This is a genomic window from Vibrio sp. B1ASS3, from assembly GCF_905175355.1.
Lineage (GTDB): Bacteria > Pseudomonadota > Gammaproteobacteria > Enterobacterales > Vibrionaceae > Vibrio > Vibrio owensii.
The window spans coordinates 109,888-123,137 of record NZ_HG992743.1; the positions used below are offsets into that span (position 1 = coordinate 109,888).

General features: G+C 46.8%; 6 protein-coding genes, 5 tRNA genes, 3 rRNA genes, 1 pseudogene and 1 riboswitch. Of the genes and pseudogenes, 12 read left to right on the forward strand and 3 right to left on the reverse strand.

Features of this window, described 5'->3' with window-relative positions; translation table 11 throughout:
* Positions 1-102: 102 nt before the first annotated feature.
* A riboswitch (TPP riboswitch) is annotated at positions 103-213 on the reverse strand.
* 356 nt (positions 214-569) lie between these two features.
* Both KJB05_RS18915 and KJB05_RS18920 read left to right on the forward strand, forming a co-directional pair.
* Complete coding sequence (locus KJB05_RS18915; protein WP_005435311.1) at positions 570-1,955, forward strand: TldD/PmbA family protein; 1,386 nt, start codon at positions 570-572, stop codon at positions 1,953-1,955.
* Positions 1,955-3,297: pseudogene (locus KJB05_RS18920) on the forward strand (TldD/PmbA family protein). The gene KJB05_RS18915 and the pseudogene KJB05_RS18920 overlap by 1 nt, the downstream one beginning before the upstream one ends.
* Positions 3,298-3,374: 77 nt before the next feature.
* Here KJB05_RS18920 and trmY read toward each other — a convergent pair.
* Positions 3,375-3,974: a tRNA (pseudouridine(54)-N(1))-methyltransferase TrmY gene (gene trmY, locus KJB05_RS18925; RefSeq protein ID WP_208446063.1), complete on the reverse strand. Its 600-nt coding sequence runs from the start codon at positions 3,972-3,974 to the stop codon at positions 3,375-3,377.
* A gap of 158 nt (positions 3,975-4,132) precedes the next feature.
* Here trmY and KJB05_RS18930 point away from each other — a divergent pair, with 158 nt between their 5' ends.
* The 9 genes from KJB05_RS18930 (at position 4,133) to KJB05_RS18970 (ending at position 10,795) form a co-directional block, all read left to right on the forward strand.
* Positions 4,133-4,657: a DUF3087 domain-containing protein gene (locus KJB05_RS18930; RefSeq protein ID WP_208446062.1), complete on the forward strand. Its 525-nt coding sequence runs from the start codon at positions 4,133-4,135 to the stop codon at positions 4,655-4,657.
* A gap of 525 nt (positions 4,658-5,182) precedes the next feature.
* Positions 5,183-6,735 (forward strand): 16S ribosomal RNA (locus tag KJB05_RS18935).
* Positions 6,736-6,824: 89 nt separating this feature from the next.
* Positions 6,825-6,900 (forward strand) — tRNA-Glu (locus KJB05_RS18940).
* A 2-nt stretch (positions 6,901-6,902) separates the two neighbouring features.
* Positions 6,903-6,978, forward strand: a tRNA-Lys gene (locus KJB05_RS18945).
* Positions 6,979-7,002: 24 nt separating this feature from the next.
* Positions 7,003-7,078: transfer RNA gene (locus KJB05_RS18950), tRNA-Ala, on the forward strand.
* A 35-nt stretch (positions 7,079-7,113) separates the two neighbouring features.
* Positions 7,114-7,189 (forward strand) — tRNA-Val (locus KJB05_RS18955).
* 295 nt (positions 7,190-7,484) lie between these two features.
* Positions 7,485-10,375 (forward strand): 23S ribosomal RNA (locus KJB05_RS18960).
* Between the two features lie 128 nt (positions 10,376-10,503).
* Positions 10,504-10,620: ribosomal RNA gene (gene rrf, locus KJB05_RS18965) — 5S ribosomal RNA — on the forward strand.
* The 16S, 23S and 5S rRNA genes sit together here with 5 tRNA genes alongside, the layout of an rRNA operon.
* 84 nt (positions 10,621-10,704) lie before the next feature.
* Positions 10,705-10,795: transfer RNA gene (locus KJB05_RS18970), tRNA-Ser, on the forward strand.
* A 346-nt stretch (positions 10,796-11,141) separates the two neighbouring features.
* Here KJB05_RS18970 and KJB05_RS18975 read toward each other — a convergent pair.
* Positions 11,142-11,498, reverse strand: coding sequence for a YibL family ribosome-associated protein (locus KJB05_RS18975; protein WP_208444050.1), 357 nt, complete (start codon positions 11,496-11,498; stop codon positions 11,142-11,144).
* A gap of 84 nt (positions 11,499-11,582) precedes the next feature.
* On the reverse strand, positions 11,583-12,578 hold the full coding sequence (locus tag KJB05_RS18980; RefSeq protein WP_208444049.1) for a 2-hydroxyacid dehydrogenase: 996 nt from the start codon (positions 12,576-12,578) through the stop codon (positions 11,583-11,585).
* A 176-nt stretch (positions 12,579-12,754) separates the two neighbouring features.
* Between KJB05_RS18980 and KJB05_RS18985 the strand changes: the two genes are divergently transcribed.
* On the forward strand, positions 12,755-13,237 hold the full coding sequence (locus KJB05_RS18985) for a L,D-transpeptidase family protein (protein WP_061010893.1): 483 nt from the start codon (positions 12,755-12,757) through the stop codon (positions 13,235-13,237).
* The last annotated feature ends 13 nt before the right edge of the window (positions 13,238-13,250 follow it).

Genomic DNA, 13,250 nt, shown 5'->3' on the forward strand with positions numbered 1-13,250 from the left:
TCGCTCCTATTACAGACGTAAAGGAACTGACTTGGCCATTGAAGATCGGTGTATGGATCCGTTGAGGCTAGCTGCGTCGATATAGACTTGAAGCAGGCTAGTGGCAAAGTGATGATAGTTCCCTACGTCAGTGCTAACTGAATCAGGTTCAACGGGTCTCGAATTTCGATCTCAGCCGACGCATTCACTGCATGGGCCCCCCGACTATTTCGTCAAGATAATAGCAGTTCACTCAGTTACGGTGCACGTGTTTTTTCCGGCCAAGAGGGGGCAATCGATTAAATATGAGACTTGAGAGCAGTAAAGATAGACCAGAATTTAGCGTAAATAACGTGCTGCATTGAAACTGGCAGTTCAAGACACTATCTAATAGTGAGATGTCGACATAATACGTAACGAATCGTTCTTTGACTTAGCAAGGATTAGCATAAAACAAGGTTAAAAAAGTGTTAATATTTAACGCGTTGCCAATATGCTTTTGAGTCATCCAATTTAGGTTGTGACTGTTATAAACAGGGTCTAACTCAAAGGTGGGGAAGGCTAGGACGATCAACGAGCAAGGAGATTTCATGCTTAATTCTGTAACAGCGAAAGCGGTGATCGATCATGCCCTCTTTTTAGGGGCTGATTTCGCTGAGCTATTCGTTGAACACCATCAAACCAACACTGTCCAGATCGCATCTGGTGAGGTGGATAAGGTAAACTCGGGTATCGATTTTGGTATCGGTATTCGTCTCTTCTTCGGTCATAAAGTGCTTTACGGTTACACCAACAGCACCGATGAAGCCGAACTTAAACGCGTAACCTCGCTGCTTGCTGCAAAAGATAAGCGTGAGCAAATCGCGTCAGCAGGTTCTCTCAATCTGAACCGCTACCCAATTCAACATGGTTGTCGTATGCCACTTGGCAAAGACGCTAACCTAGATTCTAAAATTGCTTTCCTATTGCAAGTTGACCAAGCTGCACGTGCAGAGAGTGAACATATCAGCCAGTTCATTGGCAGTGTGCTTCAGCGTGAACAACAAGTGTCTATCTTCAACTCAGAAGGTCTACACGTTGACGATACCCGTCACTACATACGAGTTGCTGGTAATACTGTCGCTCAAAAAGGTAATGAGCAGTCTTCTGGTATGGAAGGTCCTGGCGCTCTTGCTGGCTGGGAGTTCAGTGAACAGCTTGATGCGAAAGAGCTAGGTCAAACTATCGCGCAGCAAGCGTTAGTAAAACTTGGCGCAGATGCTTGTCCATCGGGTGAAATGCCAGTGGTAATTGGTAACGGCTTTGGTGGCGTAATCTTCCACGAAGCTTGTGGCCACTTGCTAGAAACCACTTCAGTTGCAAAGAAAGCATCAGTCTTCCACGACAAGATGGGCGAAATGGTTGCTCATACCGCAGTGAATGCAGTCGATGATGGCACCATGACCAACGAATGGGGCTCGATTCATGTTGATGACGAAGGCATGAAGACTCAGCGCACTCAATTGATCAAAGACGGTAAGCTAACCAGCTTTATGGTCGATAAAATGGGTGGCATGAAGACAGGTTACGAGCCAACCGGGTCTGGTCGTCGCCAAAACTACAAGTTTGCACCAACCTCGCGTATGCGTAACACCTTTATCGAAGAAGGTGAGCATTCACTTGATGACATGCTGGCAGGCATCGAACGTGGTATCTATGCGAAGAAGATGGGCGGTGGCTCGGTTCAACCAGGTACGGGTGAGTTTAACTTTGCTGTTCGTGAAGCTTATCTCATTGAAAATGGCAAAATCACCAAACCTCTGAAAACAGCAACGCTGATCAGCACGGGTCCAAAAGTGTTGAAAGAAATCAGCATGGTCGGCAAAGACATGGCGCTTGCGCCGGGCATGTGTGGTTCCGTGAGTGGTTCAGTGCCAACAACAGTCGGTCAGCCAACGCTGAAAGTCGATAACATTCTGGTAGGAGGCGGTAACTAATGAGCCAAGAACAACAACTTCTTAATGCGGTTGATTACGTCCTATCAGAAGCAAAACGCCAAGGTGCAGAAGCGGACGTCATTGTAAACCGCAACAGCAGCTTTTCTCTGAAAGCGAACCAAGGAAAGCTGGATGAGTACAAAGTAAGCTCAAGCCAAGTTCTGGGCGTTCGTGTCGTGAAAGATGCGCGTGTTGCAACAAGCTATTCTGAGTCGTTAGAGCACCCAAGCTTAGATTTGATGCTGACCAACGCACTGCAAAGCGCTCGCTTTTCCAAGCAAGACGAACATCAGACGATTAGTTGCGTGAACAGCCAAATCGCGACTGATGTTGCTGAGATTGCGCAAGAAGATACCACTTCTGTTGACGAAAAAATCGAACTGTCTCTCGCACTTGAGCAAGGCGTAGTAGCGCTACCTCACGCTTCTAGCGCACCTTACAATGGTTACAGCGATGGCGAAACACAACTGATCATTGCCAATACTCAAGGCACATTGTGCCAACATTTCGAGCGCTCGTTCACTTGTTACGCGTATACCTTGTTTGAAAAAGACGGCAAACAGTCAATGGCGGGTAGAATGTCACTTGGTCGCCGTTTTGATGAGTTGAATCCAGCTTACTGTATCGAAGGTGGCTACAACCTTGCTCGTGATCTTCTTGAAGGTGCTCCGGTTGCGACAGGTAACTACCCTGCTATTTTCCACATTAATGCGCTAGCAAGTTTATTCGGTGCTTTCGGCAGTGCTTTCTCTGGCGTAAGCGCGATGAAAGGCATTACGCCACTGGGTGATAAGCTTGGTCAACGTGTTGCGAGTGATTTAATTACCTTTACTGATACGGCTTACATGCCAATGGTATGGCAATCGCAAGTTTTGATAGTGAAGGCTTTGCTACTCAAGACAATGTGATGATTGCTAATGGTGAGTTGAAAACCTTGTTACACAACAGCCAGACTGCAAGTTACTTGGGCGCAGTCTCGACAGCAAGTGCCGCTCGCGGTGCAAAATCGAGCTTAGATGTATCAGCAAATCACAAAGTGATTGCGACAGGTAACAGCAGTGCATCAGAAGTAAAAGCGGGTGAGTACCTAGAGTTAGTCGAACTTCAAGGTGTCCATTCTGGTGCGGATGCAGTGAGTGGTGATTTCTCATTTGGTGCGAGTGGCTTCTTGTGCCGTGATGGTGAGCGCATTCAACCAGTGCGTGGTATCACTGTGGCGGGTAACTTCTACAAGATGCTGCAAGAAGTTGAGGCTGTGGGTGATACTCAGTTAATTAACGATAGCCGCACTTTGTTCTCGCCAGACGTTCGCTTTGCACGCTTGAGCATTGGTGGTAAGTAAACTTAGCATTCCTATAGAAACAAAAAGAGGACTCAATGGAGTCCTCTTTCTTTTATAGAGTGATTAACTCGCGAGAATTAAAATTCGCGAATGTCCAACTCATTGTGGATCAATACCACACACTGAGAAGCGAAAAGCATCTTAGGACCTAAGCTGATCTTCTCTGTGCCAAGGCGCTTTAAGCTGTTAAAAGACTTCCTCGGCATCGGAATATGGTCAGTTAGCAAGAAACATGGGTTTCCACCGATTTCTGCATCACGAACAAATTCGCCTTTTTTATCCAACATATATAGTTGGTGATCTTCTGCCAGTTCTTGCACTAGGCGTTCAAAACTGACGGTACGAACGGTGATACCAGGTTCGACTTCACGAAGTTGCTCTTTGCCCATACCAACCGAAGCATCCAAAGCGCGAGCCACTGCTGCAATCAAGGTTGACTCATGAAAGCCTCCAATGTTGGTGATGTCGTTGGAGCGAATAGTAATGGTGCGTGAGAAATCTTTTGTGCTTTCTAAAACCAAGTGAACAACCACATCTTCACGGTGTGATTGAGCAACGAACATAGTGTTCATCATGGTATGAGCAAGAATCTCTGTATGCGCTTCATTACCAACACCTTCTAACAGTGCTTTGCTGGTGGTTGGCGCCGCGCGAGCTCGTAAAACAAAAGAGCGCATGAATTTAGCCTCTATATAGGAAGAGTGAATGCGCGGAAGTATATACCCAAGCAGGGAAGGGATGCGAGTTTGATAGCAAATGTGAACTTACTTACAAAGCTTCGATTGTCGTGCGGAGTGTGCTGGTTAGAATAGAGGCAACCTGTTAGGAGCGGTATATGGAAATCAAAAAAATAAACAAACAAGTCTATAGAAAGAAGGTCAACCTAGTGATTGGTGGCTTTGTTGCATTGCTTGCTATCTCTTCTCTTGCTTTTAGTACGCTATTGATCGTTTTGTTCGGTAATACAGATGTAGTACCTGAACAGTCGACGGGGAACTTTCACTGGAACTTAATTGGTGTTGTGGTTGCCTTAGCTACTTCACTGTCTTTGTTGAACCAATTCAAAACACGCCCTTATATGGAAGAAGTGTTGTATGTCTGGAAACTCAAGCAGCTGCACAACAAGATCTTTCGCAAACTGAAAAGCATTAAAGCCGCTTCTGCTGAGCACGATGTAAAAGCGCTGACGATCCTTAAGTTCTACTACACGACTCAAAGTCAGGTGTTTGAGTTAGACAACAACACATTGACGATGAGCAGTGTAAATAAAGAATTAGAGGCAATTGAGCAAATAGAAGCAGCGAAGTCATTGGAGCTTGATATCACAAGCTTTGAAGAGTCTTGGGTTGACACATATTGATTGCCTATTTGCTACGTTAAGTTAACAACTAAGTGCTAAAAATAAGCGTTTGAGTGAGATTTCATCACTCGACGCTTTTTTTTAAGTTTTTTTCTAAAAAAGGGTTGCCAAGAAAAATCATCTCCCTATAATGCGCCTCCGTTGTCAGGGCAAAGCGGAAACGCAAAAGTGGTTGACAATGAGGCGAAAGAAAAGCTTCTAAAAATTAATTTGAAAAAAGTGTTTGACACTAAGAATTAATTCCTTAGAATACGCCTCCGCTTCGATAGCAAAGCTTACGAAGCAAGCTCTTTAACAATATAGACCTATCAATCTGTGTGGGCACTCGTTGATGATAATCCAATTAGAAGCTTCGGCTTCAAATTAGGTTTCAATGAAACGAAGTGACCAATCAAGTCTTCGGACTTGGCACAGTCAATTCATTATCGTTCTGTTGGAACGATGATAGCTTTAGAATTACATTAGTAGTTTTGAAGTCAGTATTCATTGAGCCTCTCCCTATTTATTTAGGGAATCAAAAACTTTAAATTGAAGAGTTTGATCATGGCTCAGATTGAACGCTGGCGGCAGGCCTAACACATGCAAGTCGAGCGGAAACGAGTTATCTGAACCTTCGGGGAACGATAACGGCGTCGAGCGGCGGACGGGTGAGTAATGCCTAGGAAATTGCCCTGATGTGGGGGATAACCATTGGAAACGATGGCTAATACCGCATAATGCCTACGGGCCAAAGAGGGGGACCTTCGGGCCTCTCGCGTCAGGATATGCCTAGGTGGGATTAGCTAGTTGGTGAGGTAATGGCTCACCAAGGCGACGATCCCTAGCTGGTCTGAGAGGATGATCAGCCACACTGGAACTGAGACACGGTCCAGACTCCTACGGGAGGCAGCAGTGGGGAATATTGCACAATGGGCGCAAGCCTGATGCAGCCATGCCGCGTGTGTGAAGAAGGCCTTCGGGTTGTAAAGCACTTTCAGTCGTGAGGAAGGTAGTGTAGTTAATAGCTGCATTATTTGACGTTAGCGACAGAAGAAGCACCGGCTAACTCCGTGCCAGCAGCCGCGGTAATACGGAGGGTGCGAGCGTTAATCGGAATTACTGGGCGTAAAGCGCATGCAGGTGGTTTGTTAAGTCAGATGTGAAAGCCCGGGGCTCAACCTCGGAATAGCATTTGAAACTGGCAGACTAGAGTACTGTAGAGGGGGGTAGAATTTCAGGTGTAGCGGTGAAATGCGTAGAGATCTGAAGGAATACCGGTGGCGAAGGCGGCCCCCTGGACAGATACTGACACTCAGATGCGAAAGCGTGGGGAGCAAACAGGATTAGATACCCTGGTAGTCCACGCCGTAAACGATGTCTACTTGGAGGTTGTGGCCTTGAGCCGTGGCTTTCGGAGCTAACGCGTTAAGTAGACCGCCTGGGGAGTACGGTCGCAAGATTAAAACTCAAATGAATTGACGGGGGCCCGCACAAGCGGTGGAGCATGTGGTTTAATTCGATGCAACGCGAAGAACCTTACCTACTCTTGACATCCAGAGAACTTTCCAGAGATGGATTGGTGCCTTCGGGAACTCTGAGACAGGTGCTGCATGGCTGTCGTCAGCTCGTGTTGTGAAATGTTGGGTTAAGTCCCGCAACGAGCGCAACCCTTATCCTTGTTTGCCAGCGAGTAATGTCGGGAACTCCAGGGAGACTGCCGGTGATAAACCGGAGGAAGGTGGGGACGACGTCAAGTCATCATGGCCCTTACGAGTAGGGCTACACACGTGCTACAATGGCGCATACAGAGGGCAGCAAGCTAGCGATAGTGAGCGAATCCCAAAAAGTGCGTCGTAGTCCGGATTGGAGTCTGCAACTCGACTCCATGAAGTCGGAATCGCTAGTAATCGTGGATCAGAATGCCACGGTGAATACGTTCCCGGGCCTTGTACACACCGCCCGTCACACCATGGGAGTGGGCTGCAAAAGAAGTAGGTAGTTTAACCTTCGGGAGGACGCTTACCACTTTGTGGTTCATGACTGGGGTGAAGTCGTAACAAGGTAGCGCTAGGGGAACCTGGCGCTGGATCACCTCCTTAAACGATGATTACTCACGATGAGTGTCCACACAGATTGATACGGTTTATAAGTAAAAGAGACGAAGATATCCCAATATCTTCAATCCAGTGTCCCGTTCGTCTAGAGGCCTAGGACACCGCCCTTTCACGGCGGTAACAGGGGTTCGACTCCCCTACGGGATACCATTGGGTCGTTAGCTCAGTTGGTAGAGCAGTTGACTTTTAATCAATTGGTCGCAGGTTCGAATCCTGCACGACCCACCATTCTTTAAGAATGACTCTCAAGATGGGGCTATAGCTCAGCTGGGAGAGCGCCTGCCTTGCACGCAGGAGGTCTGCGGTTCGATCCCGCATAGCTCCACCATTCTTGACGTCTACCACAAGACGAAAAACTTATGTGGGCGATTAGCTCAGTTGGGAGAGCACCTGCCTTACAAGCAGGGGGTCACTGGTTCGAGCCCGGTATCGCCCACCATCTTTAAGCATTCTCTCTTGAGAGTTTTTAAAAATGGTTACTTCATAAGAAGTGATTAGCTCTTTAACAATTTGGAAAGCTGACAAAACAAACTTTTAAGTTTGTTTGTAAAGTTCTCAATGTTTGTCTTTATGACAAACACCAAAAAACACATTCAAGTGTTCTTGGGAATATCACTTTTACAGTGATTATTCGAAATTGAGTCCGGCAAAATCGAAATGTCTCTCGCTCATTCAAATAATGAGAGACAACTTTGGTGATTTGAACATCAACTCGAAACTCCTTCGGGTTGTATGGTTAAGTGACTAAGCGTACACGGTGGATGCCTTGGCAGTCAGAGGCGATGAAGGACGTATTAACTTGCGATAAGCCCAGATTAGGTAGTAAAAACCATTTGAGTCTGGGATTTCCGAATGGGGAAACCCACTTACATAAGTAAGTATCGCTGCGTGAATACATAGCGCAGCGAGGCGAACCGGGGGAACTGAAACATCTAAGTACCCCGAGGAAAAGAAATCAACCGAGATTCCGAAAGTAGCGGCGAGCGAAATTGGACTAGCCCTTAAGCTTTTTATGCGTCAGGTGAAACTTCTGGAAAGTTGTGCGATACAGGGTGATAGCCCCGTAACCGGCAACGCATATAAAGTGAAATCGAGTAGGGCGGGACACGTGATATCCTGTCTGAATATGGGGGGACCATCCTCCAAGGCTAAATACTACTGACTGACCGATAGTGAACCAGTACCGTGAGGGAAAGGCGAAAAGAACCCCTGTGAGGGGAGTGAAATAGAACCTGAAACCGTGTACGTACAAGCAGTAGGAGCACCTTCGTGGTGTGACTGCGTACCTTTTGTATAATGGGTCAGCGACTTATATTCAGTGGCAAGGTTAACCATCTAGGGGAGCCGTAGCGAAAGCGAGTGTTAACTGCGCGACTCAGTCGCTGGATATAGACCCGAAACCAGGTGATCTAGCCATGGGCAGGTTGAAGATTGAGTAACATCAATTGGAGGACCGAACCGACTAATGTTGAAAAATTAGCGGATGACTTGTGGCTAGGGGTGAAAGGCCAATCAAACCTGGAGATAGCTGGTTCTCCCCGAAAGCTATTTAGGTAGCGCCTCGGACGAATACTACTGGGGGTAGAGCACTGTTAAGGCTAGGGGGTCATCCCGACTTACCAACCCTTTGCAAACTCCGAATACCAGTAAGTACTATCCGGGAGACACACGGCGGGTGCTAACGTCCGTCGTGGAGAGGGAAACAACCCAGACCGCCAGCTAAGGTCCCAAATTACTACTAAGTGGGAAACGATGTGGGAAGGCTCAGACAGCCAGGATGTTGGCTTAGAAGCAGCCATCATTTAAAGAAAGCGTAATAGCTCACTGGTCGAGTCGGCCTGCGCGGAAGATGTAACGGGGCTAAGTAGTAAACCGAAGCTGCGGCAATGCACTTTAGTGCATTGGGTAGGGGAGCGTTCTGTAAGCGGTTGAAGGTGTGTGGTAACGCATGCTGGACGTATCAGAAGTGCGAATGCTGACATGAGTAACGATAAAGGGGGTGAAAAACCTCCTCGCCGGAAGACCAAGGGTTCCTGTCCAACGTTAATCGGGGCAGGGTAAGTCGACCCCTAAGGCGAGGCCGAAAGGCGTAGTCGATGGGAAACGGGTTAATATTCCCGTACTTCTTACAATTGCGATGGGGGGACGGAGAAGGCTAGGTGGGCCTGGCGACGGTTGTCCAGGTTCAAGTGCGTAGGCTGAGAAATTAGGTAAATCCGGTTTCTCTTAAGGCTGAGACACGACGTCGAGCTACTACGGTAGTGAAGTCATTGATGCCATGCTTCCAGGAAAAGCCTCTAAGCTTCAGATTGTAAGGAATCGTACCCCAAACCGACACAGGTGGTCGGGTAGAGAATACCAAGGCGCTTGAGAGAACTCGGGTGAAGGAACTAGGCAAAATGGTACCGTAACTTCGGGAGAAGGTACGCTCTTGATGGTGAAGTCCCTTGCGGATGGAGCTGACGAGAGTCGCAGATACCAGGTGGCTGCAACTGTTTATTAAAAACACAGCACTGTGCAAAATCGTAAGATGACGTATACGGTGTGACGCCTGCCCGGTGCCGGAAGGTTAATTGATGGGGTTAGACTTCGGTCGAAGCTCTTGATCGAAGCCCCGGTAAACGGCGGCCGTAACTATAACGGTCCTAAGGTAGCGAAATTCCTTGTCGGGTAAGTTCCGACCTGCACGAATGGCGTAATGATGGCCACGCTGTCTCCACCCGAGACTCAGTGAAATTGAAATCGCTGTGAAGATGCAGTGTACCCGCGGCTAGACGGAAAGACCCCGTGAACCTTTACTACAGCTTGGCACTGAACATTGACCCTACATGTGTAGGATAGGTGGGAGGCTTTGAAGCAAGTACGCCAGTATTTGTGGAGCCGTCCTTGAAATACCACCCTTGTAGTGTTGATGTTCTAACGTCGACCCCTAATCGGGGTTGCGGACAGTGCCTGGTGGGTAGTTTGACTGGGGCGGTCTCCTCCCAAAGAGTAACGGAGGAGCACGAAGGTGGGCTAATCACGGTTGGACATCGTGAGGTTAGTGCAATGGCATAAGCCCGCTTGACTGCGAGAATGACAATTCGAGCAGGTGCGAAAGCAGGTCATAGTGATCCGGTGGTTCTGAATGGAAGGGCCATCGCTCAACGGATAAAAGGTACTCCGGGGATAACAGGCTGATACCGCCCAAGAGTTCATATCGACGGCGGTGTTTGGCACCTCGATGTCGGCTCATCACATCCTGGGGCTGAAGTCGGTCCCAAGGGTATGGCTGTTCGCCATTTAAAGTGGTACGCGAGCTGGGTTTAGAACGTCGTGAGACAGTTCGGTCCCTATCTGCCGTGGGCGTTGGAAGATTGAAGGGGGCTGCTCCTAGTACGAGAGGACCGGAGTGGACGAACCTCTGGTGTTCGGGTTGTGTCGCCAGACGCATTGCCCGGTAGCTAAGTTCGGAATCGATAACCGCTGAAAGCATCTAAGCGGGAAGCGAGCCCTGAGATGAGTCTTCCCTGATACTTTAAGTATCCTAAAGGGTTGTTCGAGACTAGAACGTTGATAGGCAGGGTGTGTAAGCGTTGTGAGGCGTTGAGCTAACCTGTACTAATTGCCCGTGAGGCTTAACCATACAACACCCAAGGGGTTTTGATGGACTCAATGTAAGAACATTGAATGTGTAAATAGAACTTAAAATCAGTTTTCCAAGTTTTTTGCCTTCAGTTTTTAGAAAAAGCTGAAAGTAAAAGCAAGAATTTGCTTGGCGACCATAGCGATTTGGACCCACCTGACTTCCATTCCGAACTCAGAAGTGAAACGAATTAGCGCCGATGGTAGTGTGGGGCTTCCCCATGTGAGATTAGGACATCGCCAGGCTTTAATATCGCTTTTAGATAAATCTAAAGGCAAAACTAAGAATTAGCATCATTAGTGTAAGACTAAATTTTAGTAACAATTTGTGGAGAGATGGCTGAGTGGTTGAAAGCACCGGTCTTGAAAACCGGCGTACGTTAATAGCGTACCTAGGGTTCAAATCCCTATCTCTCCGCCACTATTAAGAAGCCTCGCTAGAAATAGCGAGGCTTTTTTCATTTCTGACGTTTGTGAATTAGACGGGATTTGCATTAAGTTCCAGTTAGTCACAACCCTAGGCTAGGCATTTCCGAACTAGGCCACTACATAGAAAGCCCGCTGAAAAATCAGCGGGCTTTCGTCGTTTTTAGCATTCGAAAGTGGTCTAATGTTATATCTTCTATTAGTTTGAAAACTGAGCAGGTTGCAGTGTCACTCATTATCTATAATGGTGATTTCCCTAAGCTTAACTTTATGAATTTTAGGCACAAAAAAGCCCAAGCTTGAAGCTCGGGCTTTTCAATATCCGTTGCTTAATCGAGTTATTAGAACTCTTTTGGAGCAAAACCTGTCATTACGTCTAGACGCAGTTCTTTACCCACTTTTGTTAACGGGTGAACGATAATCAGGCCGCGTACACGCTTCTTAAGCTTGCCGATATCTGCTTGTTCTGCTTTAGTGATTTCACGAGAGAATGGCATATCAAGCAGGCTCTTACGTTCTTTGTTTAGCTCGTATGTTTGCTTGTGCTTAAGTTGATTCAGCTTCTTCGTTAAGTCATCAACTTCATTCGTGAACTTAGTAATCATTTCGTGATCACCACGAGAGCGCGCCGCATCCAATTTGCGTTGGCAATTATCTAAACGGTTGTGCAGCTTTTGAATATCAGTTTTTATGCTCATGGTAATTGGGCTCAAATTTTTAATGGTCGAGGAGTATAGCATAGCTGAAATTCTACGCTCTACTATACTGCTCGATCTACCGATTTAGTTGATAAGCTCATTACCTGAAGGAGTGCCTGTAAAGAAGGCTTCTACGTTACTTAGGGTCACAGACGCGATGTTGTTGAGGGCTTCATGAGTCAAGAACGCTTGGTGCCCAGTGAATAGTACGTTGTGACATGCAGACAAGCGACGGAACACGTCATCGACAATCACATCATTGGATTTGTCTTGGAAGAACAGGTCTTTTTCATTGTCGTATACATCTAAGCCCAAAGCTCCTATTTTGCCTTGTTTTAGCGCCTCAATCGCCGCAACTGAATCAAGCAGTTCACCACGGCTAGTGTTTATGATCATTACACCGTCTTTCATTTGCGAGAATGCTTTCTCATTCAACAGGTGGTAGTTCTCTTCACTCATTGGACAGTGTAGCGAGATGACATCTGCGTTAGCATAGATCTCTTCAAGAGAGCAGTAACGTGCGCCCATTTCCAACGCAAGAGGGTTTTCATATGGGTCGTAACAAAGAACTTCCATCCCCAGCCCTTTAAAGATGCGCATGGTGGCGATACCTATCTTACCTGTCCCTACGACACCAACAGTCTTGCCATAAAAGTTAAAGCCGACTAGACCTTCTAGGTTGAAGTTTGCGTCACGGGTACGCTGGTAAGCTTTATGCAAGCGTCGATTCAGACACATCATCATACCGACAGTGTGCTCTGCCACGGCTTCTGGCGAATAGGCAGGAACGCGGACAACTTGTAAGCCAAGTTCTTTCGCCGCTTCCAAATCGACCTTGTCGAAACCTGCACAACGCATCGCGATCAGTTTCGTGCCACCAATGGAAAGTTGTTTTAGAACTGGAGCAGACAGGTCATCGTTTACAAAGGCGCAGACAACTTCGCAACCCTGTGCCATTTTTGCAGTTTTAGGCGTTAATCTAAAATCATGATAGTGAAATTCGAAGTCTCGGTTGTTTTTGATTTTGTTGAAAGAGGCTTCGTCGTAGGATTTTGCACTGAAAAAAGCAATGTTGAGCATAATACCCTCTCTATTTGTGCTGAATTTGTAAAGTAATCTCCTTATAAAGTAAGCCAATTTTAGTATAATGAGTAGTTAAATTTGCACACATTAAGTTTGCTTTAGTGTGGCCATCTGACTAGCATGGTTGCTCTTTTTTGTGTTCCCCTTAAGTGGATGAGTTAGGCGTTCTGGCGATGTCAGTAAAATGGTTGTCTTTGATCTTGTGTTGTACGTTTGTGTCTGGTGCTCACGCAGCGGTCGACTTGGTGAAAGTTGATAAGTCAAAGCGTAGGATGTATCTGATGGAGAATGGCGAGGTCGTTAAAGAGTATCGCATCGCATTGGGTGCTAATCCAAAAGGCCACAAGCAAGAAGAGGGTGACAATAGAACTCCAGAAGGTGATTACACGTTAGATTACGTGATCAACGATTCTGCTTTCTATCGCTCTGTGCATATTAGCTACCCTGACGCGATTGACCGTTTGGAAGCGCATCGAAGAGGTGTGTCACCTGGCGGCGAGATCAAAATTCATGGTCTTAAAAATGGTGAGACTCAATCACCTCAATTTATTCAAAGCTTCGATTGGACTAACGGTTGCATTGCCATTACTAACGAAGAAATGGACGAATTTATCAGGCTAGTCAAAATGGGAACCCCAATTACTATTGAATGGTAATGGAGCTCCCAAT